Source organism: Micromonospora sonneratiae, from assembly GCF_042679305.1.
Lineage (GTDB): Bacteria > Actinomycetota > Actinomycetes > Mycobacteriales > Micromonosporaceae > Micromonospora_H > Micromonospora_H sonneratiae.
Window position 1 is genome coordinate 52,522 of sequence record NZ_JBHTMP010000035.1, and the last position, 24,048, is coordinate 76,569.

27 protein-coding genes are annotated in these 24,048 nt (G+C 68.8%); 7 read left to right on the forward strand and 20 right to left on the reverse strand.

Features of this window, described 5'->3' with window-relative positions:
- Positions 1-32 precede the first annotated feature (32 nt).
- On the reverse strand, positions 33-866 hold the full coding sequence (locus tag ACFQ4H_RS21560) for an alpha/beta hydrolase family protein (RefSeq protein ID WP_377573022.1): 834 nt from the start codon (positions 864-866) through the stop codon (positions 33-35).
- Between the two features lie 98 nt (positions 867-964).
- On the opposite strand from ACFQ4H_RS21560, the gene ACFQ4H_RS21565 reads away from it, so the two are divergent.
- Positions 965-1,579, forward strand: coding sequence for a bacterial proteasome activator family protein (locus ACFQ4H_RS21565; RefSeq protein ID WP_377573024.1), 615 nt, complete (start codon positions 965-967; stop codon positions 1,577-1,579).
- A gap of 40 nt (positions 1,580-1,619) precedes the next feature.
- Here the strand turns inward: ACFQ4H_RS21565 and ACFQ4H_RS21570 are convergent, their stop codons facing one another.
- From ACFQ4H_RS21570 to ACFQ4H_RS21585, 4 genes are all read right to left on the reverse strand, one after another.
- Positions 1,620-2,432 (reverse strand): HAD family hydrolase, encoded by an 813-nt coding sequence (locus ACFQ4H_RS21570; RefSeq protein WP_377573027.1) that lies wholly within the window; start codon positions 2,430-2,432, stop codon positions 1,620-1,622.
- Complete coding sequence (locus ACFQ4H_RS21575; protein WP_377573030.1) at positions 2,432-3,253, reverse strand: HAD family hydrolase; 822 nt, start codon at positions 3,251-3,253, stop codon at positions 2,432-2,434. Before ACFQ4H_RS21575 ends, ACFQ4H_RS21570 begins: the two co-directional genes overlap by 1 nt.
- Before the next feature lie 139 nt (positions 3,254-3,392).
- Positions 3,393-4,682: a serine--tRNA ligase gene (gene serS / locus ACFQ4H_RS21580; RefSeq protein ID WP_377573032.1), complete on the reverse strand. Its 1,290-nt coding sequence runs from the start codon at positions 4,680-4,682 to the stop codon at positions 3,393-3,395.
- 73 nt (positions 4,683-4,755) lie between these two features.
- The gene (locus ACFQ4H_RS21585) at positions 4,756-5,664 is read right to left on the reverse strand and encodes a hypothetical protein (protein ID WP_377573035.1); all 909 of its coding nucleotides are present in this window, start codon (positions 5,662-5,664) and stop codon (positions 4,756-4,758) included.
- A 177-nt stretch (positions 5,665-5,841) separates the two neighbouring features.
- Between ACFQ4H_RS21585 and ACFQ4H_RS21590 the strand changes: the two genes are divergently transcribed.
- The 3 genes from ACFQ4H_RS21590 to ACFQ4H_RS21600 all read left to right on the forward strand — a co-directional run bounded on the left by ACFQ4H_RS21590 (position 5,842) and on the right by ACFQ4H_RS21600 (position 7,460).
- On the forward strand, positions 5,842-6,270 hold the full coding sequence (locus ACFQ4H_RS21590; protein ID WP_377573038.1) for an OsmC family protein: 429 nt from the start codon (positions 5,842-5,844) through the stop codon (positions 6,268-6,270).
- A gap of 15 nt (positions 6,271-6,285) precedes the next feature.
- On the forward strand, positions 6,286-6,648 hold the full coding sequence (locus ACFQ4H_RS21595) for a metallopeptidase family protein (protein ID WP_377573041.1): 363 nt from the start codon (positions 6,286-6,288) through the stop codon (positions 6,646-6,648).
- 86 nt (positions 6,649-6,734) lie between these two features.
- Entirely contained in the window at positions 6,735-7,460 is a 726-nt protein-coding gene (locus tag ACFQ4H_RS21600) for an AIM24 family protein (RefSeq protein ID WP_377573043.1), read from the forward strand.
- Between the two features lie 104 nt (positions 7,461-7,564).
- Here the strand turns inward: ACFQ4H_RS21600 and pheA are convergent, their stop codons facing one another.
- The 5 genes from pheA to ACFQ4H_RS21625 all read right to left on the reverse strand — a co-directional run bounded on the left by pheA (position 7,565) and on the right by ACFQ4H_RS21625 (position 11,047).
- The gene (gene pheA, locus ACFQ4H_RS21605) at positions 7,565-8,524 is read right to left on the reverse strand and encodes a prephenate dehydratase (RefSeq protein ID WP_377573047.1); all 960 of its coding nucleotides are present in this window, start codon (positions 8,522-8,524) and stop codon (positions 7,565-7,567) included.
- Positions 8,525-8,534: 10 nt separating this feature from the next.
- Positions 8,535-9,080, reverse strand: coding sequence for a hypothetical protein (locus ACFQ4H_RS21610; protein WP_377573050.1), 546 nt, complete (start codon positions 9,078-9,080; stop codon positions 8,535-8,537).
- Positions 9,081-9,175: 95 nt separating this feature from the next.
- Complete coding sequence (locus ACFQ4H_RS21615) at positions 9,176-9,568, reverse strand: ACT domain-containing protein (protein ID WP_377573053.1); 393 nt, start codon at positions 9,566-9,568, stop codon at positions 9,176-9,178.
- 153 nt (positions 9,569-9,721) lie between these two features.
- Positions 9,722-10,183 carry a hypothetical protein gene (locus ACFQ4H_RS21620; protein ID WP_377573056.1) on the reverse strand — a complete coding sequence of 154 codons (462 nt, stop codon included), beginning with the start codon at positions 10,181-10,183 and terminating at the stop codon, positions 9,722-9,724.
- 114 nt (positions 10,184-10,297) lie between these two features.
- Positions 10,298-11,047 carry a hypothetical protein gene (locus tag ACFQ4H_RS21625; RefSeq protein WP_377573058.1) on the reverse strand — a complete coding sequence of 250 codons (750 nt, stop codon included), beginning with the start codon at positions 11,045-11,047 and terminating at the stop codon, positions 10,298-10,300.
- A gap of 164 nt (positions 11,048-11,211) precedes the next feature.
- Between ACFQ4H_RS21625 and ACFQ4H_RS21630 the strand changes: the two genes are divergently transcribed.
- Complete coding sequence (locus ACFQ4H_RS21630; RefSeq protein WP_377573060.1) at positions 11,212-12,417, forward strand: arginine deiminase; 1,206 nt, start codon at positions 11,212-11,214, stop codon at positions 12,415-12,417.
- 46 nt (positions 12,418-12,463) lie between these two features.
- On the opposite strand, the gene ACFQ4H_RS21635 is transcribed toward ACFQ4H_RS21630, so the two are convergent.
- The gene (locus ACFQ4H_RS21635; protein WP_377573063.1) at positions 12,464-13,048 is read right to left on the reverse strand and encodes a TetR/AcrR family transcriptional regulator; all 585 of its coding nucleotides are present in this window, start codon (positions 13,046-13,048) and stop codon (positions 12,464-12,466) included.
- A gap of 78 nt (positions 13,049-13,126) precedes the next feature.
- Between ACFQ4H_RS21635 and ACFQ4H_RS21640 the strand changes: the two genes are divergently transcribed.
- On the forward strand, positions 13,127-13,696 hold the full coding sequence (locus ACFQ4H_RS21640; RefSeq protein WP_377573066.1) for a dihydrofolate reductase family protein: 570 nt from the start codon (positions 13,127-13,129) through the stop codon (positions 13,694-13,696).
- Positions 13,697-13,785: 89 nt separating this feature from the next.
- On the opposite strand, the gene ACFQ4H_RS21645 is transcribed toward ACFQ4H_RS21640, so the two are convergent.
- The 6 genes from ACFQ4H_RS21645 to ACFQ4H_RS21670 form a co-directional block, all read right to left on the reverse strand.
- Positions 13,786-14,754 carry a DUF5926 family protein gene (locus tag ACFQ4H_RS21645; protein ID WP_377573099.1) on the reverse strand — a complete coding sequence of 323 codons (969 nt, stop codon included), beginning with the start codon at positions 14,752-14,754 and terminating at the stop codon, positions 13,786-13,788.
- Entirely contained in the window at positions 14,751-15,200 is a 450-nt protein-coding gene (locus ACFQ4H_RS21650) for an ATP-binding protein (RefSeq protein ID WP_377573069.1), read from the reverse strand. Before ACFQ4H_RS21650 ends, ACFQ4H_RS21645 begins: the two co-directional genes overlap by 4 nt.
- Positions 15,201-15,237: 37 nt before the next feature.
- Positions 15,238-16,698 carry a sensor histidine kinase gene (locus ACFQ4H_RS21655; RefSeq protein WP_377573071.1) on the reverse strand — a complete coding sequence of 487 codons (1,461 nt, stop codon included), beginning with the start codon at positions 16,696-16,698 and terminating at the stop codon, positions 15,238-15,240.
- A gap of 125 nt (positions 16,699-16,823) precedes the next feature.
- A complete protein-coding gene (locus tag ACFQ4H_RS21660) occupies positions 16,824-17,627 on the reverse strand; it encodes a glycerophosphodiester phosphodiesterase (RefSeq protein WP_377573074.1) in 804 nt (267 codons plus the stop codon).
- A gap of 2 nt (positions 17,628-17,629) precedes the next feature.
- The gene (locus tag ACFQ4H_RS21665) at positions 17,630-17,965 is read right to left on the reverse strand and encodes a rhodanese-like domain-containing protein (RefSeq protein ID WP_377573076.1); all 336 of its coding nucleotides are present in this window, start codon (positions 17,963-17,965) and stop codon (positions 17,630-17,632) included.
- Positions 17,952-19,148, reverse strand: coding sequence for an MFS transporter (locus ACFQ4H_RS21670; protein WP_377573079.1), 1,197 nt, complete (start codon positions 19,146-19,148; stop codon positions 17,952-17,954). The genes ACFQ4H_RS21665 and ACFQ4H_RS21670 overlap by 14 nt, the downstream gene beginning before the upstream one ends.
- A 119-nt stretch (positions 19,149-19,267) precedes the next feature.
- Here ACFQ4H_RS21670 and ACFQ4H_RS21675 point away from each other — a divergent pair, with 119 nt between their 5' ends.
- On the forward strand, positions 19,268-20,281 hold the full coding sequence (locus ACFQ4H_RS21675; protein ID WP_377573082.1) for a LysR family transcriptional regulator: 1,014 nt from the start codon (positions 19,268-19,270) through the stop codon (positions 20,279-20,281).
- Here ACFQ4H_RS21675 and ACFQ4H_RS21680 read toward each other — a convergent pair.
- The 3 genes from ACFQ4H_RS21680 to ACFQ4H_RS21690 form a co-directional block, all read right to left on the reverse strand.
- The gene (locus tag ACFQ4H_RS21680; RefSeq protein WP_449289029.1) at positions 20,278-21,231 is read right to left on the reverse strand and encodes an LCP family protein; all 954 of its coding nucleotides are present in this window, start codon (positions 21,229-21,231) and stop codon (positions 20,278-20,280) included. The two genes, ACFQ4H_RS21675 and ACFQ4H_RS21680, sit on opposite strands and share 4 nt — an antisense overlap.
- Positions 21,232-21,472: 241 nt before the next feature.
- Positions 21,473-22,528, reverse strand: coding sequence for an LCP family protein (locus tag ACFQ4H_RS21685; RefSeq protein WP_449289030.1), 1,056 nt, complete (start codon positions 22,526-22,528; stop codon positions 21,473-21,475).
- A gap of 449 nt (positions 22,529-22,977) precedes the next feature.
- Positions 22,978-24,048, reverse strand: a 1,071-nt coding sequence (locus ACFQ4H_RS21690) for an LCP family protein (protein ID WP_377573088.1), incomplete at its 5' end; no start/stop codon positions are given.

A 24,048-nucleotide genomic window follows, 5' to 3' on the forward strand; every position in this document is an offset into this window, starting at 1 on the left:
AACTGCGGTAGGTGCACGATCCATCCGGCGTTCTACCCGTTCGGTGGAGCCACGTCAATTTTTGGTCGATCAACCGGTATTGACTCGAGTGCATCGATCACCGATTTCCAGGCCGACGAGGCCGGGTCGATGAGACCGAAGTGCTCACAGTCCGTGAGTTCCACGTACCGGGTCTCGCTGTCGCTGGCCCGCGCGAGTTCCACGTACCGGCGGCTCATCTCGACCGGCACGTGGCGGTCCAGTTGACCGTGGACGAGCACGGTCGGAGTTCGTAGCGGCAGGCGTCGGGTCGGGTCCGCCACCGTGTAACGGTCGGGCACCTGATCCGGTCCGCCGCCCAACAGCGCGGCCACCGCCCCACCGTCCAGGTCGAGCCGGTACGCCTCGGCGAGGTCGGCGACGGGCGCCAGGGCCACGACTCCGCGTACGTCGGTCGGCGCGCTGGCGGCACAGTGAAGTGCCAACTGGCCACCGGCCGAGTGGCCGAGCAGGATCGGTGCGCCGGACGCCATTCGGACATCGGGTAGCGCACTGGCGAAGAGGGCCGGCAGCGCAGCCACCCCGGCGAGCACGTCGTCGAAGGTGGTGGGCCAGCCGCCATCCGGTTGCCCGGTCCGCCGGTATTCCAGTTGGGCCACCGGGTAACCCCGGGCCGCGAGGTCCACCGCCAGCGGGCCGGTGTGCGTACGGTCGTACTCGGCCCGCCAGAAACCGCCGTGGATCACCACGACCAGCGGTTGTGGTGATCCGGAGTCGGCCGTCGGCCTACGCAGATCGGCGATCTGATCGGGCTGCTTCCCGTACCTGACCGTGGCGTCCGGTGCGGGGGCGGGACGGCTGAGTACGGCTCTCGGGTCGTCGGCCATGGCGGCGACGGTATCGCGGTCCCGAGAAGGTCCGGAACCGCACCGGCGGCGACGGTATCGCGGTCCCGGGCGACGCCGAACGCCCGCGTTGCGGGAAGATGGATGGCATGACCGAAGCCCCACGTTCTCCTGAAGGAAACGACGAGCCGATCCGTTCCGGCGGGCATCCCGGCACCGTGCTGGTGGTGGGGCCGGACGGCAGACCGATTGCTGCGGCAGAGCCCGAGAGCGAGTCGACGGGTGAGGACCCGGCCCGTCTGATCGAGCAGCCGGCGAAGGTGATGCGGATCGGCAGCATGATCAAGCAGCTGTTGGAGGAGGTCAAGGCGGCCCCGCTCGACGAGGCCAGCCGGCACCGGCTACGGGAGATCCACCAGCGGTCGATCATCGAGCTTGAGGACGGGCTGGCCCCGGAGCTGCGGGAGGAACTGGAGCGGATCTCGCTGCCGTTCAACGAGGACAGCACGCCGAGCGAGAGCGAGTTGCGGATCGCCCAGGCCCAGTTGGTCGGCTGGCTGGAGGGCCTGTTCCACGGCATCCAGGCCGCCCTGGTGGCACAGCAGATGGCCGCCCGGTTGCAGTTGGAGCAGATGCGGTCCGGTGGCCGTCAGGCACTGCCGATGGGCCCGGCCGGGACCAGCATCCTGTCCGGCATACCCGGTGCCGCTCACCCGCATCCGCAGCCTGGTGAGGGTACCGGGCAGTACCTCTGAGCATCCCGGTCGCTACCTGGGGAACCGTCCCGACGACCGGTCAGGTCACCGGATAGAGCTTCTCCAGGTACGCGGCCACGCCGTCCTCGTCGTTGGCGAGCGTCACCTCGTCGGCGATCTCCAGCACGTTGCGGTGCGCGTTCGCCACTGCGACCGACCGACCGGCCCAGGTCAGCATCGGCAGGTCGTTGGGCATGTCGCCGAAGGCGACGACGTCGTCGGCGGTCAGACCGTGCCGGGCACAGAACCAGGCCAGGCCGGCGGCCTTGGTCACCCCGAACGCGGAGATCTCGACCAGGCCGCTACGCGACGAGTGGGTCGCCTCGGCGAGTCCCTGGAGCGCGCCGGCGACCACCGCGGCGAAGGCGTCCGGATCCTGGACGCCGGCTCGGGCCAGCAACTTGACCGCCGGTGCCGAGAGCAGTTCCTCCGGCGCGTCGACGGCCCGGATGGCCTCGGGTATCTCGTCCCGGTGTATCCGGTATCCGGCCTCGTGCCGCATCTCGCGTCCGTCGGCGATCTCGACGGCGAAGTTGATCCCGGGAACCTCGGCCCGGAGCCGTCGGGCCACCTCGCCGAGCAGTTCGGGGGCCAGCGGATCGGCCCGCAGCACGACGTCCTCGATCGGGTCGTAGACCACCGCGCCGTTGGCGCAGATCGCCGGCACCTGGGCACCCAGGTGGTCGTACACCCGGGTGAGCCACCGGATCGGACGGCCGGTGACCAGCACGACCTGTCCGCCCGCCGCGACGACCCGCTCGATGGCCTCGACGGTACGGGGGCTGACTGACCGGTCAGATCGGAGCAGCGTGCCGTCGAGATCGGTGGCCACCAGGCGAGGAAGTTGTCCCATCAACGCGACAGTAGACGATCGAGGTAGACCGCTACCCCGTCGTCGTCGTTGCGCAGGGTCACCTCGTCGGCGGACGCCCGTACGCTGTCATGGGCGTTGGCGACGGCGACCCGTCCCCAGCCGGCCCAGTCGAACATCGGCAGGTCGTTCGGCATGTCGCCGAAGACCAGCACGTCAGCGGGGTCGACGCCGATGGACTGCGCGACGACGTTGAGCCCGGTGCCCTTGTCGACGCCGGGCGGGCAGATCTCGATGAAACCGAGTCCGGCCTGGGTGAGCGCGGCCAGGCTCGGCGAGACGAGCTTCCGGGCGGTGGCCAACAACACGTCCACGTCGTGGTTCCTGGTCCGCGCGAACGCCTTGATCACGTCGGTGGCCAGGCAGTCCGTCCGGCTGCGTTCCTCGAACCTGTCCGGGTACGGCCAGCTCGGATCGAAGTCGCCCCACAGGGGGGCCTCGTGTCCGTCCATCGCCTCGACCATCACGGTCAGCGGACCGACCTCGGCCTCCAGCGTGGTCAGCAACTCGGCCAGGACCGTACCGGGGAGCCGCTCGTCGCGTAGCACCACCGGACCGGCCGGGTCCGTCTGGTCGACCACCCGGCCACCGCCGGCCATCACCAGGAAGTCCGCTGCCCGGATGTCGTTGCGGGTCAGCTCGGCCAGCCGGGGACCGCGTCCGGTGGCGGCCACCACCGGGATTCCGGCCGCCCGGACCCGGTCGAGTACCTGGTGGGTGTACGCCGAGACGGTGTTGTCACTGCGTACCAGCGTGCCGTCGAGGTCGGTGGCGATCAGCTTGGGCAGTCCGGGGCGGGGCATCGATCCTCCTTCTCCCGCCATCCGGTGACCGGGGAGCAGGCCCCCGGCCCGACCGCTCGGGCCTGTGCCCACGATGACGGGGAGCAACCGTACCTCGCAAGACACGGCGCTCCCATGGCTTTCCGGTGAATCGAACGCGTCAACGTGAAGGTTCGAGCACGTCCCGTCCGCCGAGGTACGGCTGGAGTGCCTTCGGCACCCGTACCGAGCCGTCCGGTTGCTGGTGGTTCTCCAGGATCGGGATCAGCCAGCGGGTAGTGGCGAGGGTGCCGTTGAGCGTGGCAGCCGTCTGTGTTTTGCCGTTTTCGTCCCGGTATCGAATGTTGAGGCGTCGAGCCTGGAACGTCGTGCAGTTCGAGGTCGACGTCACCTCACGGTAGCGCCCCTGGGACGGCACCCACGCCTCACAGTCGTACTTGCGGGCCGCGCTCGACCCGAGGTCACCCGCAGCCACGTCGATCACCCGATAGGGCACCTCGACCTTGGCCAGCATCTCCTCTTCCCAGGCCAGCAGCCGCAGGTGCTCGGCGTGCGCCTCCTCCGGCCGGCAGTAGGAGAACATCTCGACCTTGTCGAACTGGTGCACCCGCAGGATGCCCCGGACGTCCTTGCCGTACGACCCGGCCTCCCGGCGGAAGCACGACGACCAGCCCGCGTAACGCAGCGGAGTGGTCAGCGGCAGGATCTCACCGGCGTGGTAACCGGCCAGTGGCACCTCGCTGGTGCCCACCAGGAAGAGATCGTCGGCTTCGAGTCGGTAGACCTCGCTGGCGTGCGCGCCGAGGAAGCCGGTGCCCTCCATCGTGTCGGGCTTGACCAGCACCGGGGTGATGGCCGGGATGATGCCGTACTCCACCGCCTGGGCCATCGCCAGTTGCAGCAGGCCCAGTTGCAACAGCGCCCCGACGCCGGTCAGGTAGTAGAACCGGCTGCCCGACACCTTCGCGCCGCGTTCGACGTCGATCGCGCGGAGGCCTTCACCCAGTTCCAGGTGGTCACGAAGCGGGAACCCGGCCGGGTTCTCCGCCGAGCCGAGCGGTGCCTCGCCGGTCGGCCGTACCTCGCGGAGCACCACGAAGTCGTCCTCGCCACCGGGCGGCGCACCCTCCTCGATCACGTTGGAGATCGTCAACTGCGCCTGGCGGAGCGTCGCGTCGGCCGCGCCGGCTGCCGCCTCGGCCGCCTTCACCTCCGCCGACAGGTCCTTGGTACGCCGCAGTAGCGCCTCCCGCTCGTCCCCGGTGGCCCGGGGCATCTGCTTGCTGAGCTGCTTCTGCTCGGCACGGAGGGCCTCGAACCGCTGGACCGAGGCGCGGCGCTCCTCGTCTGCCCGCAACAGATCGTCGACGACGGACTCAGACTCGCCACGGGCACGCTGGCTGGCACGGACGGTTTCCGGGTCATCGCGGATCAGGCGCAGGTCAATCACGAGAACCGATCCTACCGGGGCCGGTATCCCGGTCCCACTGAGATACCACCGGCCGCCCTGGCCACCGACCAGGTCAGTGCCCGGAGCGGTCGTCCCGACGAGGACCGGAGCGGTCGTCGTCCCGCCGCTGGCCGGGCCGCTCGTCCCGTCGCGGGTCGGCGCGTTGGTCAGCCCGCCTTGGCCAGGAGGCGAACGGGACGGCCGGCGACACCGTCAGGTCGTCCGGCGTGGCCGCCTGAACCTCGGCCACCACATCGGGTTCGGCGCTGCGGCGTCGCTGCCACGGCCAGCCACCACCGTCGCCCCGGTCCCCGCCTTCGTCGCCCGCCCGGTGACCGTCGTCGCCAGCCTCGGAGTCGGCGTGGTCCTGGTCGTCCGGGTGCGGGTCGCGGTCGTACGGAAGGCGGGCGGTCAACCCGACGAGGTAGAGCGCCAGCCCGAGGGCTGCGGTCCCGACGAACGCCATCACCAGTCCCCGGCCGTAGACGACGGAGAGCCGATCGCCCGGTGCGAGGGTCAGTCGTTGTTCAACGTCGGCATCCAGCGCATATGTGGCGGCGGTCAGGATGGCCAGCAGACCGACGCTCACGGCCAGACCGACCACCCGGGCGTTGTGCCGGACCGTCGGGGAGGAGCCGAACAGCACCAGGGACAGCACGCTTACGAGGCCGAGCACACCGACCAGGTAGCCGATGCCGAAGGAGCCGATCTCCGAGACGCCGGCCGTCACGTCGACCGTCGGTTGCACCCGGGTCGAGTCCCGGTCCGGCAGCGTGGTTATCGTCCACTCGCCGACCAGGGAGGCGAAGACGGCCACCGCGCCGAGACCGGCGACCACCGGTGCCAGTCGGCGATCCTGGAGGAAACCGGTCAACAACCGGGGGGTACGCCCCGGACTACTCGGTGTGCCGTTGCCCCACTCGATCACCACTGCGCCGTCCGACCGGGCGTCCGGTCGGGGAACTGGATGATCGTTGGACATAGGACGGTCCTTCCGCCGGAGGCGTGACGCTCCGCCGCATCATGACACAGCGCGGGCCTTCCGTCGGACAAGCGCGCGGCTGGCCGTCGGCGTACGACGGACGGGCCGTTCGCGTGCCAACGGCCTTGTTCCGTCGGCGCATCGCATCACCCGCTGCTTTGGGCTAGCGTCGGTCCCATGCCTATTCGTACCGCTTCCGCCCGCTGGCAGGGCAATCTCACTGACGGCTCCGGGACTGTCCGCACCGGCAAGGGCGGTCTGGAGGGGAACTACTCCTTCAAGTCGCGCTTCGAGGAGGGCGAGGGAACCAACCCGGAGGAGCTGATCGGTGCCGCCCACGCCGGCTGCTTCTCGATGGCTCTGTCCAAGGCGCTGGCCGACGCCGGTTCGCCGCCGACCTCGGTCGAGACGACGGCCCGGGTCCACTTCGACAAGACCGACGCGGGGATGACGGTCACCCGGATCGACCTCGAAACGGTCGGTGACGTGCCCGGGCTCGACGAGGCTGAGTTCGGCAGGTTCGCCGAGGGGGCGAAGGCGAACTGCCCGATCTCCCGGCTGCTCTCCGCCGCAGCGGAGATCACTCTCACCGCCCGCCTCTCCTGATCCCACTCCGGCACAATGGTGTACGTGCCGGTTGAGATGAGCCGCGAGCGTTTCGAGGAGTTGGTGGCCGAGGCCCTCGATGAGGTGCCCGAGGAACTGCTCGGTCTGATGAGCAACGTGGTCATCCTGGTAGAGGACGAGTCGCCTGCCGGCGAGCCGGAGCTGCTCGGCCTCTACGAGGGTCATGCCCTGACCGACCGGGGCTGGGACTACTCGGGTGTGCTGCCGGACCGGATCCTGATCTACCGCAAGCCCATTCTGCGCATCTGCGACAGCGACGAGGACGTCATCGACGAAGTGGCCATTACCGTCGTACACGAAATTGCCCACCATTTCGGTATCGACGACGAACGGCTGCACGAACTCGGCTGGGGCTGAATCAGGTTCCTGACATACGGCGACTACGGTCTTGTGTCGGTTGCCTACCCTCAGGCGATCAGTTCAGTACCAGGAGGGACTCTCAGATGCGCAGCGCGCTTTTCTCCGCGGAAAACCTGGAGAAGGAGTCTGCCCAGCCCGGCATGCGGCTCCAGAACCACAAGATGTTGAAGATCGAGCTCAACGGGGAAGCCATGGCCCGGGTCGGCTCGATGGTCGCCTACCAGGGACAGGTCCAGTTCCAGGCCCTCGGCTCCGGTGGGATCGGCAAGTTCCTCAAGCAGAAGCTCACCGGCGAAGGCGTGCCGTTGATGAAGCTGACCGGTCGGGGCGACGTCTTCCTCGCCGACTTCGCTTCCGACGTACACATCATCGACCTGGAGCCGGGCGACGCGCTGTCGATCAACGGTTCCAGCGTGCTGGCCTTCGATTCGACCCTGCAGTACGACATCAAGATGGTCAGCGGAGCCGGCATGATGTCGTCCTCCGGCCTGTTCAACTGCGTGTTCACCGGTTACGGCCGGATCGCCGTCACCACCAAGGGAACGCCCGTGGTGCTCAACGTCGACCAGCCGACCTACGTCGACCCGCAGGCTGCGGTCTGCTGGTCGGCCAACCTTCAGGTCGGTTACCACCGGGCGGAGCAGCTCGGCCTGGGCACGCTGCTCGGTCGTCGGACCGGGGAAGCGTTCACCATGAGCTTCGCCGGCCAGGGCTTCGTGATCGTCCAGCCGTCCGAGGAACCGCCGATCGCCGGCAGCGGGCAGCAGGGACAGGGCGGTGGCGGCCTGCTCGGTGGGCTGATGGACTGATCGCAACCGGGGACGCCGGCAACGGACGCATTCCCGCGCGGTCCGTGGTGCACCGCCAGGACCAGCAGGAACACGGCCAGGTCCCGGCGGTGCAGAGGACGCGGTCAGGTGATGTCGCCGGCCCGCAGCCGGGCCAGCCAGGCGGTGGCGTCGGCGTAGTCGAGATCAGATCGGTCGGTGGGGGCAGCGGCTGTCGGTTGCTCCCCCGCCGTCGCGGTCCAGCGGTGTCTCGGGTACGACCCGAGGAAGCGTACGTCGGCGCAGACCAGCCGCAGCCCGCGTAGCGCCTCGCCGAGCCGGTCGTCGGCGACGTGTCCGTTGCAGTCGAGGAAGAAGACGTACCGGCCCAGCGCCTCACCGGTCGGGCGGGATTCGATGCGGGTCAGGTTGACTCCACGTACGGCCAGTTCCATCAGCACGTTCAGCAATGCGCCGACCCGGTCGTGGGCGATGTAGACGGCCAGCGAAGTCAGGTCGTCACCGGTCGGCGGACCTGCCGGTCCGGGCCGGGACACCAGGGCGAACCGGGTCACCGCGTCCTTGTGGTCGGCGATCTTGTCGGCCAGGACGGCGAGCCGTTGCCGGGCCGCCCCGATCGGCGCACAGATCGCGGCGTCGTACTCACCCGTGGCGGCGGAGGCGGCAGCTGCGCCGTTGGAGAGCACGTCCACCACCACCGCGTCGGGCAGGTGGGTGCCGAGCCAGCCCCGGCACTGGGTGGACGCCTGCGGATGTGCGGCGACCGTACGGATGGTGTCCAGCGTCGTACCCGCCCGGGCACCGAGCACGAACTCGACCGGTAGGACGATCTCCCGGGTGATCATCAGCGGTTCACCGTCGACCATCTCGTCCAGGGTCACCCCGACCGCCCCGCCGATCGAGTTCTCCAGCGGTACCAGGGCGGCGTCGGCATCACCGACGCGTACGGCGTCCAGCGCCTCCGGAACGCTCCGGGCCGGCGTACGGCTGCCGTGCTCGGCGGCGGAGATGGTGCGCAACGCCTGCTCGGCGAAGGTGCCCTCGGGGCCGAGGTAGACGAAGCGGGTGGGTGGAGTGCCAGGCATGGCACCCAGCCTATCCACCGAAGGTGGGCAGCAGAGCCTGCTCGCAGGCGACGAACCTGATGCCGGTGGGCGCACCGACCCGGACCGGGATGTTGCAGACGTCGGTGCCTGCGGTGACCAGGGTCAGGGCGGCCGGGGATCCCTTCGACACGACCTGCAGCGGCTCGCGGTTGGGGATCTGGACGACGCTGTACTGCCAGTCGCCGGCGCAGAGTGGACCGGTGGAGACGGTGGCCCGGGTGTTGGCCGACAGCAGGTTGGACGCCCGACGCAGCAGGGCGATCACCTGGGCCCCGGTCGGGCTGCCCTGACAGTCGGTTGCGGTGGCCTCCGGGAAGCGGGCGGTGGGCGTTGGGGCAGTCGGTGTGGGCAGGGACCTGCCCGGCAGGGTCGGCGGCAGGCCGGTGGGCGCCGAACTGTGCGGCGTGGGCAGGCTCCCGCCGGGATTCTCCAACTCCGGTGGCACCCCGCAGGCGGACAGCGTAAGGGTCGCGGCGGCCAGGGCGCTGGCGATGAGCAGCCGGTTTGCAGCACTGGAGAACGGTGCGCGGAGCACGAGCCGCCTCCCTGGGCATAGGTGGACGCCGTTGTGTCGCGTGACTGAGCCCCATCGTAGGGCCTGTCGATCGCCATTTGGAGGTCAGGCGGTGATCAAATGCCGGCGACCCGGTGCCCGGCGTGGGTGAGGGCGGCCAGTGCCTCCGCCAGTCGGACCGAGGGCACCAGCAGATAGTCGGTGTCGTAGGTCGAGAAGGCCACGATGTTGACCCGGGCATCGGCCAGCGGCACGACCAGCGAGGCGAGGATTCCGGTCAGGGCCAGGTCCATCGGGCCGGCGACCTGGAGACATCGCCAGGGGGTCTCGACGGTGGCCTCGGCAGGTACCCGGTCGGCGGGGCAGATGATCGATATCTCGTCGGCGGTCCAGCTGACCGACACGATCCCGGGATCCGTGGGGCCGCTCAGCAGACCGGCCGGCACCGACGAGCCGGTGGGCAGTCGGCACACGGCGTATTCCTCCGGCAGCAGAGCGACATCCAGCATGATGGGAACCTAACGCTGGTCAGGGGAATGTCCCAACTCCGTACGGTGCGGCGAAAACCACAGCGGCTTCTTTCGGCGCCTGCCGAGATGCTGGCCGACGAGGTTGTCCTGCCCGCTAACGCCCGGTGTCGGGAACGACAACTAGATAGAACGTCAGATCTCGGAAAAGAAGGTAAGCGATCCGGCGACCTCGCCATCCGCCAGGATCGGTGTGGTGATGGCATCGACTGTGGCGTCGGCCTCACCGGCCGACGTGGGCCGGACCCGCAGCAGGCCTCGGGCCAGCCGACCGGAGGTCAGCGCCAACAGCGGCGGGATCTTGTCGACCTCCTGCTCGGTCAGTTCGGCGCGGGCTGCGGTGAAGTCGAGCAGCCGGAGGCCGCCGTCCAGCAGTGGCAGGTCGATGACGTCGGCCGGTTCGCCGAGCCCGAGCAGCCGACAACAGGAGACGGAGACTGCGGCGATGGTGGTGTCACGGTCGATGAGCAGGCACGGCTCGGCGGCGCTGGAAACGGTGGCGGACCACCGGGCGAAGCTGTCGTCGGACTTCTGCTCTACCGGAGCGCTGATCGGAGGGATTCGCACTTCCGAGAGGGAGAGTTCGACGTGCGCCACCGCGCCTCCTATGTACACCGCCGGCTCATCGCGCTAGCCGGTTCAGACCGGGATGGCCGACGCCCGCCGAGGCAGCGGTTGTACGCCCCGGCGGGGTGGCACCGGTTGGTGACGTTACCGGCGGGTCGCCCGCTTGTCAGCGGCCGTTCGGCCCTCCTCGTACCACCGGTAGTCGGCGCTCGTCCGGAATGGGGTGTTCGCCCAGGTACTGGGTGCCTGGGCGACCCGGGACAGTTTCTCGGCCGTTGCGGCGCTGATCCGGGTGCCGCCGGCGATGAGTAGCCGGTCCAACTCTCGATGGGTGGCGACCAGGCACTCCTTGGGCAGCCCGTAGACGCTGATCACGCCGGATCCGACGAACGTCAGCACCGGGGTTACCGGGATGGTCAGGCCAACCGCCTTGGACAACGCCTTGCTGGCCCGCTTCGCGTCGCGGCGCGCCTCGGCAACGTACGCCGGTCGCTTGCCATTGATCTGTACGACGTCGCCGGCGACCATGACGCGTGCCCGGCCGTGGTCGGCAATGGTGACCGCGAACAGTCCGCCCGGGCCGATGGCCAGGAAGCCGGCGCGGTCGTCGGCTACGCTGCGACCCAGGTCGATCGCCTGCGCCTCGGACAGGTCGCGTGGCCAGTCGATCACGTGCCAGGACGGTCCAAGGTGGTCGAGTTGGTTGAGCGCACGCGCGCCGGCCGCCTCGACTCGACGGGCGTCGCGTTCGGCGCGACGGCGACGAGCCCATTCCATCGGGCTTGGGCGGACTGGCTCAAGTATCCCGGGCGACTCGGCGGGGGCGTGCCGTGCGTTGGCGGGAGGCAGGGCCCGAGGGGAGGGCACCGCTCGACGCGCGGGAAAGACAGTCATCGTGACCTCCGGCAAAAGGTCCCTCGAGGTTATCTACTCACTACAGTACGTGCTGTGACCGGTGGTCCGGCAAGTCGAAGCGCCGGAGTGAGTATGGATGAATGCCACATTCACGGGAAGCCTTATTTCCCGGATGGTGCCAACAGCTGCCCTACGCTGCGGAGATGAGCCACTACGCCAACAGTGAGGTTGGGCGGCTCGGCACCGTCCTGCTTCACCGTCCGGGCCGGGAACTCGCCCGGCTGACACCACGCAACAACGACTCACTGCTCTTCGACGCCATCCCCTGGGTCGGTCGGGCCCAGGAGGAGCATGACGCCTTCGCCGCAGTCCTGCGTGAGCGGGGGGTCGAGGTGCTCTACCTTGCTACGTTACTGGTCGAGACGCTGGCTGTCGATGACGCACGGGCAGAGTTGATTGAACGGGTGCTACAGGATCCCCGGCTGGGCGGCACCCTACGGCAACGGGTATCCGACCACCTGGCGTACCTCGATCCGGTGGGGTTGGCCGACGTGTTCGTCGCCGGCCTCGCGCACGAGGAACTGCGGACCAGTTGGGACCGTCCCGGCGGCCTGGTCTACACCCTGATGGACCGGCACGACTTCGTCATCGACCCGCTGCCGAACCTGCTGTTCACCCGCGACCAGTCGGTGTGGATCCGGGACCGCGCCGCGGTGATGAGCCTCGCCATGCCGGCCCGGCGACGGGAGACCAGCCTCGTCGACGCCATCTACCGCCACCATCCCCGGTTCGGCGGTACGCGGTTCGTCTACCGTCCCGAGTTCGAGCATGTCGAGGGGGGCGACGTGCTGCTGCTGGCCCCCGGTGTGGTCGCCATCGGTGTCGGCGAGCGGACCACCCCCGCCGGTGCCGAGCAACTGGCCCGGCGGGTGTTCGACGCGGACCTGGCACACACCATCCTGGTCGTGCCGATCGCGCAGGAGCGGGCCACCATGCACCTCGACACCATCTGCACCATGGTGGACGTCGACGCGGTGGTCATGTACCCCAACATCGCCGACTCGCTGTCGGCGTACACCGTGGTCGCCGGTGCCGACGGCGGGTTGCAGATCGACGGGCCGGCACCGTTCCTCCGGGCGGCGGCGGATGCGATGGACCTGACCACGCTGCGGGTGATCGACACCGGTCTGGACCCGGTCACCGCCGAGCGCGAGCAGTGGGACGACGGCAACAACACCCTCGCCATCGCGCCCCGGCTCTGCGTCGCGTACGAGCGCAACGTGGAGACCAACCGGCAACTTGAACGGGCCGGTATCGAGGTGATCCGGATCGCCGGTTCCGAGCTGGGTTCGGGCCGGGGTGGGCCACGCTGCCTGTCCTGCCCGCTCGTCCGGAACGGAACCATCTAGCCGACCCGTGGCTACCGGTAGCCGACCGGTTCCGGGCTGATTCGGACTACCCCGGTTCCGGGTGGTTCCGGACCAGGCGGTCGACCAGTTCGGCCACCACCTCGTCCGGGTCGATCTCCGGGTCGATGGAGGTGGTGAGCAGGTCCAGCAGCAGACCGTCGGTCGCGTAGTGCAGCAGCGCGACCTCGAACGCCCCACCGGGCAGTCCCGCCGCCCGGTGGAAGGCGACGTCGTCACGGTAGCCCTGCCGCAGGGTCTCGCCGAGGATCCGGGCCAGTTCCGGGCTGCGGGCGGCCTCCAGGCGCAGTTCAAGGAGCGCCCGGGTGAGCTCGGGCTGTCGCGTCGTGCGCTCGACGATGTAGCGAAGGTAGTCGGCGAACAGCTCCAGCGAGGGCTTGCGGCTGCCCAGTTCCGCCAGTACGGCCTCGTCCGGCGCGAACCGTTCGATGATGCGCTTGCCGAGCGCGCCGAGCAGGGCGTCCCGGGATCGGAAGTAGTTGGAGGCGGTGCCGGTCGGTACGCCGGCTTCGGCGTCCACCGCACGGTGGGTGAGGCCACGTGGACCCGAGGCGGCGAGTACGCGCAGCCCGGCGTCAGCCAGGAGGTTACGGCGTTCCGGATTCCTTGCCATGGCGATCACGCTAGCACTAACCACTACGGGTGCTGTACATTCAGAGAACCACGACAGAAGTAGTGATTGGGAGTCATCTTGCGAAAGCTCGTCTACTACGTAGCCAGCACCATCGACGGTTACATCTGCGCGCCCGACGGCTCGTGGGACTTCTTCACCATCGAGCCCGACCTATCCGAATACATCACCCCGAGATACCCGGAATTCCTGCCCACCGCAGGCCGCAAGATGCTCGGGGTGACCGCGCCCAACGCGCGGTTCGACACCGTCGTCATGGGGCGGGGCACCTACGACCCGGCGCTGAAGGAGGGCATCACCAGCCCGTACGCACACCTGAAGCAGTACGTCTTCTCCCGCTCGGTGGCCGCCCCGCCGGAGCCCGAGGTGGAGGTGGTGTCGGGTGATCCGGTCGAGTTCGTCCGACGCCTCAAGCAGCAGGAGGGCGGGGACATCTGGCTCTGCGGCGGCGGGGACCTCGCTGGTCAACTGCTGGACGAGATCGACGAGCTGCTCATCAAGCTCAATCCGGTGATCGTGGGATCCGGTGTCCCGCTGGTCACCCGGGAGTTCGACCCGCGACGGTTCGTACTGTTCGACAGCCGGGCCTTCGACAGCGGCATCGTGCTCCTGAACTACCGCAAGCCATGAGCGTTGCGGTTGGGAAAGGGCCCCTTGAATCCGCCGATCCGCCCTGGGCAGAAAGCGAAGAGGGGCCCTTCCCTACAGCGAGGTACTACCTACCGGAGCGTCAGTTGACGACCGAGCAGGCCCTGCCGGGAGCGGCGGGCGGCGGCGTCCAGCGGCGTCGAGTCGGCCAGCGCCTCGGCGTACCGCTTGGCGAACTCGGCCAGCGGGGTCTCCCACTCGCCAGCCTCCGGGTCACGCGGGAGGTCCCACACCGGCACCAGCCGACCGTGGGCCCGGAACATGCCGGCGAACTTCGTACCGTCGCCGAGCAGTAGCTCACCGGCGGCGCTGAGCCGCGACAGCGCGTCGAGGGCATCGTCCTCGCTGTCCGGCAGGACCCAACGCACGTGTGCCTTCTCCGGCACCTGGCACCAGTACGCGGCCGGCGCGGCCTTGAGCCGGACGGTCGGATAGATCGAGGCGTCGGCGCGTTCGAGCGAGGCCCGTACGTTCGGGTCGTTGGTGGCACCCTCGTCCAGCCAGAAGTCGAACCCGTCGTGCATGGTGACGTCGAGTGGACCGTCGACCAGGATGTCCTGCAACCGGGGACCCTCACCGGGCAGCGGCGGCACCGACACCGTGTTTCCGGGCGCGGTCTCCAGCGCGCAGAGCACCGCCACGGCGAGATCCCGGGAGACGTCGCCGGACTGGACGTGCCGTTGCAGGCCCAGCATGATCCGCCCATCCGGCTTGGTCATCGCCGGCGCCGCCATCGGCAGCACGGTGGCCAGGGTCACCGGGCGGTCACCGTACCGCTCGACCAGGTCGGGGGTGAGCTGCAGGGGTGCGGAGGCAGCCGGGACCAACTCACGCAGGGCGATCCACTCGGGCTCGTCGGCCAATCCCTCGAAGGGCCGGGCTACGAAGATGTCCCGCACCTTCTGCCGTCTGGGGGCCGCTTCGGCGGTGGACCGGGCTTGCTTTCGACGCTTGCTCACGGCGAGACAGCCTAAGCCCCGGCAGCCGGCACCGTTGCCCCGGACCGGCCGGGTGGGAAAGCCAGATCGTCCCGGGCTCAGGGCGCGGTGACCAGTCCCTGCTCGACCGTTGCGGACACCTCGGCCCAGACACTCTGGCCGAGTCCGTCACGTTCGACACCCCAACTGCTGGCCAGCGCAGCCACGATGGTCAGGCCACGGCCGTCGAGTGCGTCCGGTCCGACCACCCGTACCTGTGGTGGCTCGACCGAGCCGCCGTCGGTGACCTGCACCTTGACCACGTTGCCAGCCGGGCCGGGGCGGAGCCGCCAGGCCACCCGGATCACCCCACCGGGCAGTGGCTCGGCGTGCCGTACGGCGTTGCCCACCAGTTCGGCGACCACCGAGACCACGTCGGCCAGCATGGTCGGATCGATTGCATCGGTGAGTTCGGCGGTGAGGCGGTGACGGGCCAGCCGCGCCCCCTGGGCGTGGTGCGGAACCACCACGCACCACGAACGCTCGGCCATGGCCGTCAACACGAACATCCCTCCTTGGATACCCGCATGGATCGGTTACGGCGGCTCACCCTCGGGGAAGTCGCACTTCTGCGACGGTACCGCCCCCTTCGCGTGGGCGGAGGGATACCCATCCATTTTGTCGCTCGACTATTCGACGTACCAGATAGAGACCCAGCCCCGCCCCGCGATACTGACGTCGGTCACCGGATTCCCCCTGCCAGAACCGCTCAAACGCGCGTTCGACATGTTCGGGCCGGATTCCGATGCCCCGGTCGCTGACCTGGAACGACACGGTGCGCTTGTCGTAGTCCGCGCTGACTTCCACCGGGCTTCCCGGCTCGGAGTACTTCTCGGCGTTGGTGGTCAGCTCGGTCAGCATCGTCGCCAGACTGGCCCGGTCGCCGAGCGCCTTGGGCAGGTTCTCGGGTAGGTCCAGGCGCAACCGGTGGCGCAGGTCCGTGGGCAGGTTGCCCACCGCGCTCCGCAGCGCCTCAACCAGGTCGAAGGGTACGGGCGGCGCGTCGCCCGCCGGCCCGGCGTCGTTGGTGGCCGCCAGCAGCCGGTCGACCAGTCGGGCGAGTTCGTCGGCACGTTGCCCGATCACCCGTGCTGCCTGCCGACGCTGCGGCTCGGAGAGGGAGTCCCAGTGGTTGCTGAGCGTCTCCGCGTACCCCTTGATGACGGTGACCGGTGTGCGCAGCTCATGGCTGGTGACGGCGACGAAGAGATCGTGGTCGGGGCCGGGCAGGTGCTGATCGGTGATGTCCCGGAAGGTCACCACCCGGTGGTCGGCGAAGCCGGGGAGTTCGGTGGCGGTGATCCTGATCCACCGGCCGTCGGCCAGCCGGTGGTCGAGTAGCTGTCCGGACGGTTGCACCGGAAACGGAAGGGGGCGGTTGAGCAGTTGGGCCGCAGCCCAGCCGGTGACCCGTTCGGCCGCCGGATTCCAGAGCCGGACGAGGCCGTCCTGGTTGACGATGGCCAGCCCGTCGGTGAGGGCGGCGACCACGGGGCCGTCACCGTGCATGGGCAGGCCGGTCTGGTCCCCGTAGATGTGGGCGGCACAGGCCGCCAGGTGGGCGAGGACCATGCGCTGTTCCGCGCTGCCGCAGCCCTCGGCGTCCGGGTAGAGCGCGTGCAGGCTGCCCACGGCAACTCCCCCGATCTCCGCCCGAGCGGTGATCATGCGATGCAGGCCTCGCCCGATGAGCTGGTCGGCGAGTATCGGGGGGAGTTGGTCGAAGCACAGTTCCTGGACCCGGGGACCGGTCAGTAGGCGGGCGATGGCCGGATCGGTGGTGGGTAGGGGACGCCCGAGCGACCACTGCATCCCGCCGGTGGCGGCGATGACACGACCACCGGTGGGAGCGTATTCCACGAAGGCCATGCCTGCCGCGCCAAGCGACCGCTGGACCAGTTGCAGCAGTTCGTTGATGGCCGGCAGCCCGGCATCGCCTGAATTGATCATCTCTATGACAACGGTCTGGCCGGCGATGAGAGCGGCGTAGTCGAGGCGCTCCGGCATACCCCGAGTCTGCCCTCTCGGTCCGACTTTGGGCAGTGCGGGGTCACCATCCGATTACCCGGTTCGGGATGTCCGTTGCTCCGGTATCACCGCAACCTGACGTGGTCTGATCCGGTTTGCGGTGATCAACGACCGAGGCGACCGAGGACCAGCGCGGGCCGGTCGGTGATGATGCCGTCCACCCCACAGTCGAGCACCAGGTCGATGTCGGGAGGTTCGTTGACGGTCCAGACGTAGACCGGATGTCCGGCCTCCCGCAGCGCCGGGACCAGTCGTGGCCGGGTCCGTACCAGGTTGATGCCCGGTCCGGCGATCTGCGCCCCGAACGGCAACCGGGTCATGCGTGGCCAACGGGGAACGACCTCGAGCAGCAGCACGGTGGGCAGTCGCGGGGCCAGTCCCCGCATCAGGCGGATGGCCAGCGGCGAGAAGGACATGACGGTGACGCGTACCGGGTCGTCCGGTCGGGGGTCGCTCAGTCCGTGCTGGCGCAGCATCGCGATCAGGCGGCGCTCGACGGTGGAGCCGTACCGGCTCGGATGCTTCGTCTCGATCAGCAGCCTGACCGGCCGCCCGGCCGACCGTACGGCCGTCAGCAGCCGGTCCAACGTGAGCAGCCGGGTACGGTTCGGATCCGCGGGCACGTCGCCCACGTCGTCGACGGTCTCGTCGGGTTCCCCAGTGTGCCACGAGCCGAAGTCGAGTTGATCCAGTTCCGCCAGGGTGTGGGCGCTGACCCGACCCCGGCCGTTGCTGGTCCGGTCCAACCGCCGGTCGTGGACACAGACGAGGTGGCCGTCCCGGGTCAGTCGTACGTCGCACTCCAGACCGTCGGCGCCTTCGTCGAGTGCCCGAAGGTACGCGGCCAGGGTGTGTTCCGGCAGCGCGGCCGAGGAGCCACGGTGGGCGAACACCAATGGGCCGTCCACGGTCAGATCACCCGGGCCGGGCGTCCGTCCTCGCTGGCCATGGGCCGGTTGGCCGCCGCCCACGCGTGCATCCCGCCCACCAGGTTGCGGACGTTGTCCCATCCGTTGTTCATCAGATAGCCCACCACCTGCCCCGACCGCCCGCCGGAACGGCAGATCACCACGACCTCACCCTCGGTGGGCACCTCGGACATCCGGGCCGGGATCTCCATCATCGGCAGATGGTGGGCGCCAGCTGCGTGGCCGGCCGTCCACTCGTCCGGCTCGCGTACGTCGAGCAGGTAGGCGCCCTCGGGCACGTCGGGCGCGGTCACGGAAGGGATCTCAGGTCCGAACACGGTTACCAAGCCTAGAGCCTGAGCCCCGGCCGGCGACCGCCACCAGCGCCAGGAGGGCCAGCGCGCCACCGAGCCACATCACCCCGGACGACGAGACGATGTCCACGGTCCGCCCGCCCACCAGCGCGCCGAGTGAGATCGCCACGTTGAACGTCGTCACGAACAGCACGGTGGTGGCCTCCGGCGCCTGGGGTGCCGAGGCCAGCAACCAGCTCTGCGTGCTGACCGACACGCCCCCGTACCCGAGTCCCCACCCGAGAAGCAGCACGGCCGCGGTCACCGGCCCGCTGCCGAACGGGACCACCGACAGCACCACGACCAGCACCGCCGGGATGACCAGCAGCGCCCTCCTCGGGTCCCGGGTCGCCATCGCCCCGCCGAGGAAGTTACCGGCCACCCCGGCGACGCCGAACAGCAGCAACAGTGCGCTGACCAGCGTCGGGGCGACCACGTATGGCCCTTCCAGCACCGGCCGTACGTAGGTGTAGGCGGCGAAGTGCCCAGTCACCAGGAGCATGATCACCAGCAGTCCGGCGCGGACCCGGGAATTCCGTAGCAGCCGGGTCAACTCGCCGATCCGTACCGCCCGCTGTGGCGGCAGCGGCGGGAGCAGGACGGCCAACGCGACCGTCACCCCCAGCGACAGGACGCCCATGGCCAGGAACGCCGCCCGCCAGCCGAACAGGTCCCCGGTCAGGGTGCCCATGGGTACCCCCAGCACCGAGGCCACCGCGATGCCGCTGAAGATCACGGAGGTGGCGGATCCGACGGAACCCTGTGGAACGAGTCGTACGGCCAGCCCACCGGAGATGGCCCAGATACCGCCGATGCACACGCCGATCAGCGCCCGGAGCGCCAGCAACATCGTGAATCCCGGCGCGACGGCGGAAAGCAGGTTGGCCGCTGTCAGCAGGCTCGCCAGTCCGACCAGTACCCACCGGCGGTCCATCCGTCCGACGGTCAGTGCGACCAGGGGGGCCGCCCCGGCGGCGACCAGTCCGGGGACGGTCATCGTCAGGCCCGCCGTCCCGGTGGAGACCCCCAGTTCGGCACTGATCGTGGGGAGCAGCCCGACCGGCAGCATCTCCGTGGTCACGACCGAGAACGTCGCGGTGGCCACCGCCGCGACAGCCGGCCAGTTGCTGGCCTGGTGGCCCGGCGCGAAATGTTCGACCTTGGTCATGTGATCAGCCTGATCGCCCTGGTTCGGGGGAACAACGGCGAAGCGCTCATCCTTCTATGAGCTGGGCTTATCTTTCTTTTCGAGTTGGGCTCATGGTTGCGGTACGACTGGGAGTGATGGTGAACGGACTCGAGATCCGGGAGTTGGAGTGCTTCCTCGTACTCGCCGAGGAACTGCACTTCGGCCGTACCGGTGAGCGGCTGCGGGTGTCGCAGAGCCGGGTCAGTCAGCTCCTCCGGTCCCTGGAACGGCGGATCGGGGCCCAACTCGTCGAGCGCACCAGCCGCCGGGTCTGCCTCACCCCGTTGGGCGGGCACTTCCTCGCCGGGCTCCGCCCCGCGTACGACACGCTCAGGAACACCGTCGAGGATGCCCGTACGGCTGCCCGGGGCATCGAGGGCGTCCTACGTATCGGCTTCCAGGGCGTCGCCGAGGGGCGGACCATGGCGGCCGTCGACTCGTTCCAGGACGAGCATCCCCGCTGCGCCGTCACCCTCACGGAACTCCCACTGGCCGAGCCGTTCGGCGCGCTCCGGCGCGGCGAGGTCGACGCTGCGGTCGTACTGCTGCCGATGCGGGAGCCGGACCTGGCCCTCGGCCCGGTCTTCTCCCGGCAGCAGCAGATGCTCGCCGTCTCCGTAAGGCACCCGCTCGCCGGGCGTGACTTGCTGTCCGTCGAGGAGTTGCCCGAGGAGTTGGCCGATTGTCCGCTGGTCGGCCCCGCTGAGGAGGCCGCCCCCGAATACTGGCGTGCAGCCCAGGCCCCGACCGTCACTCCCGGTGGTCGTCTCATCCCGCGTGGACCCGCCGTGACCACCCTTCAGGAGGGCCTCGCACTTATCGCCGCGAATCGCGGCGCAATGTTGCTCTGCCGCCCCTCGGCCAGTTACCACCGCCGGCGGGACGTCGCCTACCTGCCGGTCACCGGCCTGCCGGACTCCGCGCTCGGCCTCGTCTGGCGGCGAGACGCTGAAACCGCCCGGGTACGCGCCTTCAGCCGGGCGATCGGGACGGGCGCGCCGGATGCCACGAACACGCCGGATGCCACGAACACGCCGGATGCCACGGATACGTTGGATGCCACGGACACGTTGGATGCCGTAGCCACGCCGACCAACGGTGGGCGCTGCTAGATCTGGTTGACCCACTTCGGGTTCGTCCGTACCCAGTCCTCGACGTGCGGGCTGGCCAGGGAGCGGAACAGGTCGTCGGCCTCCTCGTCGAGCATCTCGTACGAGGTGTCGTCGACCATCTCGGAGTACGCCGGCACCCGTATCCCGACGAGGGCGTCGGAGCGCAGGTCACGCAAGCCGAAGATGAGATCCTCGACGGCGACGCCGTTGGTGTCCATGGTGAGCGAGGAGCCGACCGCCCGGACGACCTGGTCGAGCTTGACCGGATTGGTCAGCAGCTTGTCAGTGGCGATCTTGTCGAGGATCGCCTTGAGGAGTTGCTGTTGATGCCGTTGCCGGTCGTAGTCGCCGTTGGGCAGGTCGTAGCGCTGGCGGGCGAAGTCGAGCGCCTGGGTGCCGTTCATCTGCTGACAGCCGGGATTGAACTGGGTGTTCGTGTGGATCGACCGTACCGGTGTGTCGACGCACATCCGGATCCCGCCGACCAGGTCGATCACCCGTTGGAACCCGGAGAAGTCGATCAGGGCGGCGCCGTCGAACCGTATCCCGGTCAGCCGGGTGAGCGTCGCGGAGAGCAGTTGGGTGCCGCCCTGTCCGCCACCACCGTGCTGGAACGCCGAGTTGATCTTGTCGGAGCCGCCTCCGTAGCCGGTCGTCGAGGACGCGGGGATCGAGACGAGCAGATCCCGGGGTACGGAGATCAGGTAGGCGCGGTCCAGACTGGCCGGGATGTGGGCGATCATGATCGTGTCGGATCGCTGCTCCGAGTCCGGGCTGTTCGGGCGTCGGTCGGAGCCGACCAGCAGGTAGTTGAGTGGTCCGGTGACGGTGGGATGGTCCCGCCGGGCCGCCGGGTCGAGCAGGCGGTCCTTGCTGATACTGCGGTCGTACCGGTGGATCAGCATCCGTAGTCCGATTCCGCCGACGCCGGAGACGAGCAGCAACACCATTCCGAAGCCGACCATGAGTCGTGCCCAACGGGGGGATCTGCGGCGGGTCGGACCGGAAGCGGCATCCGCTCCCCCGGGGGACCTACTGTCCCCGGGGTGTCGGTTCGGGTGGTCCGGCTGTGCCGGATGTGCCCGCTTTGATCTGGACGTGACGCCTCCCGGACCCCGTAGCCTGAGACTTCCTCATGTCAGGCTACGGGTCCGATTCGCGTACCCAATGGCTTTTGTGGCTTCTGGGGCCTTACTTTTTCTTGGAGATCACGCTCGGATTGTTGAGGATGAAGTCGGCGAGAGTGTCGTTCTTGACCGCCGTGAACATCTCGTGGCTGATCGGTCTGAGCGTCTCCCGTCCAGCCGCGTTCTCATTGAACGAACCGTCGTTGGTACGCAGCAGGACCAGTTCGTTCGTGGTCACGCCCCGCATGGTGAAGACGAAGTCGACCAGCGGCGTCTTGCCGGTGTCCAGCACGAACGCCTTACCGGCTGCCTTGATCAGCGCGTTGAGCTTGGCGGGGTTGGTCATCACGCCGCTGTCGATCGCCTTCTTGGCCATCGCCTTGATCAGCTGCTGCTGGTTCTGCTGGCGGTCGTAGTCGCCGTTCTTCAGGCCGTACCGCTGGCGCGAGTAGTCCAGCGCCTCCCAGCCCTCCATCTCCCGGCAGCCCTTCTTGTGCACCACCTTCTTCTTGGTGCCGCTGAGCTTCTTGGCGTCGGCGTTCCACTTCGGCTGGCCGTTCACCAGCGTCATGTGATGTGACTCGACCTCCTGGTCGACGCACATGGGGATGCTGCCGAGCGCGTCGATCACGCCCTTGAAGCCGTTGAAGTCGATGATCGCCGCGCCGTCGAAGCTGATTCCGGTCAGCTTCTTGATGGTCTGCGCCATCAGCTGCGCGCCCCCCGCCCAGCCGCCACCGTTCTGTGCGCCGTGGAAGAACGCCTCGGTCGCCTTGGTGGTGCCACCCCGGTAGCCGTTCTTCTTGAACGCCGGCACCTGTACCTCGGTGTCCCGGGGGATCGAGATCAGGTACGCCTGGTCGTGGCTGGCCGGGATGTGCAGGATGATGATCGTGTCGGCGCGGGTGTCGTTGACATCCCAGCGGGCGCGGGCATCGACCCCGAGTAGCAACAGGTCGATCGGGCCTTCGAGGTCCTTGCCACCCTCGGCGTCGGACTTGCCGGCGTCACCGAGCAGGTTCTCCTGCTCGATGCTGTTGTTGACCTGATTGCTCATGGCCTCGACCCCGACGATGCCCGCGCCGCTGCTGAACATCAGCAGCGCGCCCAGGATCACCACGAGCCGGGCCCAGAGCGGATCCTTCCGGCGACTCCGTTTGGTGGACTTCTTTCCGCCCTTTTTCTCTTTGCTGTTCTTGCCGTCTTTCGGATCTCGCGGCCGGATGCCCGACGCGCCGCGAGGGGGAGCGGCACTCGGTTCCGGAGACGGAGGACGACGGCGGGACTGAACCGGCATGCCTGCTCCAGGTCATGTGTCGGGGGGCCTGCTCACTGTACGGATCCTGACCCGTTCCCGCGAGTTTCCTACGGCACAGTCTCCCGATGGTGTCTGCCCCGATAACGCCCCACCCGTCGGTTCTGGCCCGATCAAGCGGCAACTCGATCGATCTCCGGGCAGTTGGGGTATTTGAGTCGATCGACCTCTGCTGCCGGCTTACCGCTGGTCGCGCGCTGTTTGCCCGACCAGCGGTGTCCGCTTACCCGGCTACTGCCCGGTTGACTACCGGGTTACTGGCCGGGCGACGGTGACGGGGACACGTTGGCCTGGACCCAGTCGGTCATCTTGTCCGCCGTTATCGCCTGGTACATGGCCAGCGCCTTCTCCCGGTCGGAGACGACCACCGACTCGCCGTTGATCGTCTCGCTGCCCTTGTGCGGACTGGTGACGAACTGTAGGTCCTCTCCGCGCAGGTTGCGGAACTGTAGCGCCATGTCGACCAGCGAGAAGCCCTGGTCGACGGTGACCGCGCTGGTGACCGACTTGAGGAAGGCGTTCAGCTTGCCAGGGTTGGTCAGCGTCTCGGAACTCGCGGCCTTGTCCATCAGGGCCCGGAGGAACTCCTGCTGGTGACGCATTCGGGCGAAATCGCCGTCCGGGAACTGCTTACGCTGACGAATCCAGTCCAGCGCCTCGGCACCGTTCATATGATTGGTGCCCTTGGTGAACTTCCGGAACGGCTTGTGGATGGAGGTGATCGTGCGCTCCACCTTCAGGTCGACCCCGCCCAGCGCGTCGGTCACCTCCTTGAATCCGGCGAAGTCGATCGCCATCACGTGATCGAGGCGGACGTCGGTGAAGCACTCCACCGTACGGACGGCCAGCGGCAGGCCCCCGAAGGCGAACGCGGCGTTGATCTTCGCGCGTTGACCGGTGTCACATCCCGCGTTCGCGCTCTCCGGGATGGGCACGTAGAGGTCGCGGGGAATCGAGACGAGGTAGGCCCGGTCCTGGGTGGACGGGATGTGCATCACGATGATCGTGTCGGCCCGCCACTTGCCCGGCTGGTCCAGCGGTGCGTCCGGGTCCCGGGAGTCGGTGCCGACCAGCAGGATGTTCATCGCGCCGGAGACCGTCTTCGGTGGGCGACCACCGGTGATCTCGGAGAACGGGTCGGTACGGGCGAGGTCGTCGTCCAGGTTGCCCGCGTAGATCCAGACCCCGATGCCGCTGATCAGGGCGAGGACCAGCACCACCGCCCCGGCGACCAGGGCGATCCGTCCCCACCGGGGCCGAGGGCCGCGCCGACCGGGCACACCCGGACCGCCCGGCCCACCGGGCCGACCGGCACCCCCGGGGCC

Coding starts and splice junctions, on each gene's coding strand:
- ACFQ4H_RS21615 (WP_377573053.1), bottom strand. CDS start 9,568: ATGCTGGATGTCGCTCTGCTGCCGGAGGAATACGCCGTGTGCCGACTG.
- ACFQ4H_RS21560 (WP_377573022.1), bottom strand. CDS start 866: ATGGCCGACGACCCGAGAGCCGTACTCAGCCGTCCCGCCCCCGCACCG.
- ACFQ4H_RS21680 (WP_449289029.1), bottom strand. CDS start 21,231: ATGGTGTTGCTGCTCGTCTCCGGCGTCGGCGGAATCGGACTACGGATG.
- ACFQ4H_RS21565 (WP_377573024.1), top strand. CDS start 965: ATGGATGGCATGACCGAAGCCCCACGTTCTCCTGAAGGAAACGACGAG.
- ACFQ4H_RS21635 (WP_377573063.1), bottom strand. CDS start 13,048: ATGGCAAGGAATCCGGAACGCCGTAACCTCCTGGCTGACGCCGGGCTG.
- ACFQ4H_RS21590 (WP_377573038.1), top strand. CDS start 5,842: ATGCCTATTCGTACCGCTTCCGCCCGCTGGCAGGGCAATCTCACTGAC.
- ACFQ4H_RS21670 (WP_377573079.1), bottom strand. CDS start 19,148: ATGACCAAGGTCGAACATTTCGCGCCGGGCCACCAGGCCAGCAACTGG.
- ACFQ4H_RS21600 (WP_377573043.1), top strand. CDS start 6,735: ATGCGCAGCGCGCTTTTCTCCGCGGAAAACCTGGAGAAGGAGTCTGCC.
- ACFQ4H_RS21570 (WP_377573027.1), bottom strand. CDS start 2,432: ATGGGACAACTTCCTCGCCTGGTGGCCACCGATCTCGACGGCACGCTG.
- pheA (WP_377573047.1), bottom strand. CDS start 8,524: ATGCCTGGCACTCCACCCACCCGCTTCGTCTACCTCGGCCCCGAGGGC.
- ACFQ4H_RS21595 (WP_377573041.1), top strand. CDS start 6,286: ATGGTGTACGTGCCGGTTGAGATGAGCCGCGAGCGTTTCGAGGAGTTG.
- ACFQ4H_RS21655 (WP_377573071.1), bottom strand. CDS start 16,698: ATGCCGGAGCGCCTCGACTACGCCGCTCTCATCGCCGGCCAGACCGTT.
- ACFQ4H_RS21650 (WP_377573069.1), bottom strand. CDS start 15,200: ATGTTCGTGTTGACGGCCATGGCCGAGCGTTCGTGGTGCGTGGTGGTT.
- ACFQ4H_RS21575 (WP_377573030.1), bottom strand. CDS start 3,253: ATGCCCCGCCCCGGACTGCCCAAGCTGATCGCCACCGACCTCGACGGC.
- ACFQ4H_RS21585 (WP_377573035.1), bottom strand. CDS start 5,664: ATGTCCAACGATCATCCAGTTCCCCGACCGGACGCCCGGTCGGACGGC.
- ACFQ4H_RS21625 (WP_377573058.1), bottom strand. CDS start 11,047: ATGACTGTCTTTCCCGCGCGTCGAGCGGTGCCCTCCCCTCGGGCCCTG.
- ACFQ4H_RS21630 (WP_377573060.1), top strand. CDS start 11,212: ATGAGCCACTACGCCAACAGTGAGGTTGGGCGGCTCGGCACCGTCCTG.